1 protein-coding gene and 3 pseudogenes are annotated in these 2,946 nt (G+C 67.9%); all 4 read right to left on the minus strand.

Translation table 11 applies throughout. From position 1 onward, the window contains the following. Window positions 1-674, minus strand: a pseudogene (locus VV867_RS30775) (acyl-CoA dehydrogenase family protein); the annotation flags it as partial. Window positions 675-1,080: 406 nt separating this feature from the next. Next, window positions 1,081-1,353 (minus strand): annotated as a pseudogene (locus VV867_RS30780) (methyl-accepting chemotaxis protein); the annotation flags it as partial. A gap of 6 nt (window positions 1,354-1,359) precedes the next feature. Beyond that, window positions 1,360-2,346 (minus strand): annotated as a pseudogene (locus VV867_RS30785) (PAS domain-containing protein); the annotation flags it as partial. Between the two features lie 258 nt (window positions 2,347-2,604). Continuing rightward, the coding region (locus tag VV867_RS30790) for an acyl-CoA dehydrogenase family protein (RefSeq protein ID WP_328568422.1) at window positions 2,605-2,946 on the minus strand (342 nt) is incomplete at its 5' end.

Here is a 2,946-nt window from a genome sequence, read left to right on the forward strand (position 1 = left end):
ACCACGCAGTAACCGCGCTGGGTATCCGGGCCGTTGGGCGTGTCGGCGGCGCAATAGAGCACGCAGAGGTCGGCGATGCAGCCGTTGGAGACCCAGGCGGATTTCTGCCCGTTGATCACCAGTTGCCCGTCGCTGACCCGCGCCACGCAGTTGGGCCGGCCATAGCTGCCCTGGGGGTGGAAGATCTGCCGGCTGGCGTCCAGCGAGTCGCTGCCATGGTCCGGTTCGGTGATGCCCCAGCAGCCGATCAACTGCTCGGAATATTCATCGAGCACGAACCGGTTGCCCAGCTTGGCCGCCATGTACAGCGGCAGCATGCGCACCCCGGCGGAAATCGCCAGGCCGGCGTCGCCCCAGCCGAGTTCCTCGAACAGCAGCGGGAACATCACCGCACGCTGCTCGTCGCTCAGGCTGGCCAGCAGTTCCTGGCTGATGCCGAGCTTGTCGTACTCGGCGAAGAATTCGTACAGGCGCGAGCCCTTGGCCGCCACCTGCTCGGCGCTCAGGCGGTCCAGCTCCTGGCCGATGGGGCGCATGACCTTGCCGGCGAACTGGCGCAGGCTCTGGCGGAACGCTTCGGATTCCTCGTCCAGCGGCGGCTCGCAGGCCCAGGGACCGAACTGTACCTTGGGCTCGGCAGGCCATTGCTGCGGGGGCAGGTTGGAAGGGTTCATGAGATTGACTCCTGTTGTGCTGAGGCCGCCGGCCAGCCGGCGGCAGTGAAATCACTTGCCGGTCGTGGCCAGGGCCAGGCATGGAGCCGGCGCCGGATGACGGAATGGACGGGGCAGTCGTGTCAGCGACGGGCCGAGGGCGCCGAACAGGCGGTCGAGCCATTGCATGGAAAAGGACGGGTGGTCGGCGCCATGGCCGGCGGACCGGGGGGCGCCGAAGGCATCCGCTGGACGAACAGCGGGTGCGGCTCGTAGGCGTGGCATGGGTGCTACCTGCTAATTGTTCTTGTATGTGGGAACGATCATGCCCACTCACCCGAACGCCTACGTCCCCCCGGCAGTGGTGGCCGATGGGGGGAGTTCCCCCCTATCGGCGGCCTTACAGGGCGCCGCTGTTCATCATCGCCTTGGCCTGCTGGGTCGCCTCGGTGGTACGGATCGCCAGGGTGCGCACCTCGTCCGCGACTACCGCGAAGCCACGCCCCAGATCACCGGCACGGGCTGCCTCGATGGCGGCATTGAGGGCCAGCAGGTTGGTCTGGGTGGCAATCCCCTGGATGGTGCCGACGATCATCCCGAGCTTCTGCAGGTTGTCCTGCAGCACTTCATGCTGCCGCGCCTGCAGGCGGCGCAGCTCGTTCTCCTCGTGCTCGCCCTGGGCATCGACCAGCGAGCCCATCACCCGCAGGGGCACGCCATGCTCGTCGCGATGCGCCATGCCGCGGGCGCGGAACCAGCTGTAGTCGCCGCTCTTGAGCCGCAGCCGGTACATGAGCTCCAACGGGCCGGAGGCCTCGCGGCGGGTCATGTACTCGGCGAAGGCCTGCAGGGCCTGCCGGCTGTCTTCCGGATGCAGGCGCGAAGCCCAGCTGTCCAGTTCCGCGGGAAAGGCTTCGGCCTCGTCGAAGCCGAGCAGCCGGATGTACTGCGGCGACCACCAGAGCCTATTGTGCGGGTTCACCGGGTCGCCCTCGACCACTTCCATCTCCCACAGCGCCTCGCGGATGGTTTCGCCCATCAGCCGGAAACGCTGCTCGCAGGTCTCCAGCGCCTCGGCCTGGCGCCGTTCATCCTGGATGTCGCGCAGCGTGCACACCAGGCGGGTGCTCTTGCCCTCTTCCCCCCGCAGGCTGGCGTAGTGGGTCCGGAACCAGCGGTAGCCACCCTCCGCCCCCCGTAGACGGCACTCCAGCGGGTGGTGCGCGATTTCCGTCTTCAGGCTGTCGAGAACGGCCCGCTGCAGGCCTGCCCTGTCCTCGGGATGCGCGCTGGCGAAGAAGTCGCCCAGCCGGGCCGACGGACCGAGCCCGAGCAGCGCCTGCAGGTTTGCCGACGACGCCAGCCCAGCCTCCATCGGCAGCGACTCCCCCGCCGCAACCAGCACTTCCCAGCAACCCTCGGCGCAGGCCGCCAGGAGTTCGCAGCGGCTCCGCTCATGGGAGAGGCTGGCTGCCAGGCGCGCATTCGCCTCATAGGCAGCTCGCCGCTCGGCCACCGCCTGCTCGACCTGCGAATCGAGTTCGGCCAGGCGCTGTTGGAGGCGTTGCACGGCGCTTTCCGCCTGCAAGGCCAACTGACGGTCGGAACCCGTGACCGTGGCGTCGTTCCCCATCAGGGCAACAAGCCGGCGCAGCAGGTTGCGAACCAGAACTGCAGAAGAAAACAGATACATGATCAGCTCCCAGGTGAAGGGTGATTACGGCCTCCCTCGATCGATGCGGCAGGCCGCCAGGAATGTCGGGTAACTAAAAAAACAGGTGGCACCGGGGCGGTGCCACCCGGGTATCGAGCGGGACACGACAGGGAGAGCAGTGCCGCGACGGCCACTGCCATGAGGGATCGGCGTCAGTGCGCAGCATGCCGTGCCGGCACGCGCTACCGGAAGGGCTTCAGCAGCGATGAACTCATGCCAGCGCCATCGCGTCGTCCGTTACAGCCACTCCGGATCGAGCAGGCTGTAGCCACCCTTGATCGCCAGGACCTGGTTGCAGCCGTCCTCGATCATCGAGGCGCGGGCGTCGCGGAAGATCTTCTCCACCGGGTACTCGCGGGTCAGGCCGTTGCCGCCGAACATCTGGATGGCGTCACTGGCCACCTCGAAGGCGTGCTCGGTGGCAGTGACCTTGGCCAGCATCGCCGCCTGCAGCGCCGGCACCGGCGCCAGGGCGTTGAAGCGGGCCACGCGGCGGGTCAGCGCCTGGGCCGCCTCGACCTTGCGCAGCATGTGGAACAGCCGGCGCGCCACGTCCTGGTGACGGATGATCGGCAGGCC

Source organism: Pseudomonas sp. JH-2, from assembly GCF_036231725.1.
GTDB classification, from domain to species: Bacteria; Pseudomonadota; Gammaproteobacteria; order Pseudomonadales; family Pseudomonadaceae; genus Pseudomonas; species Pseudomonas delhiensis.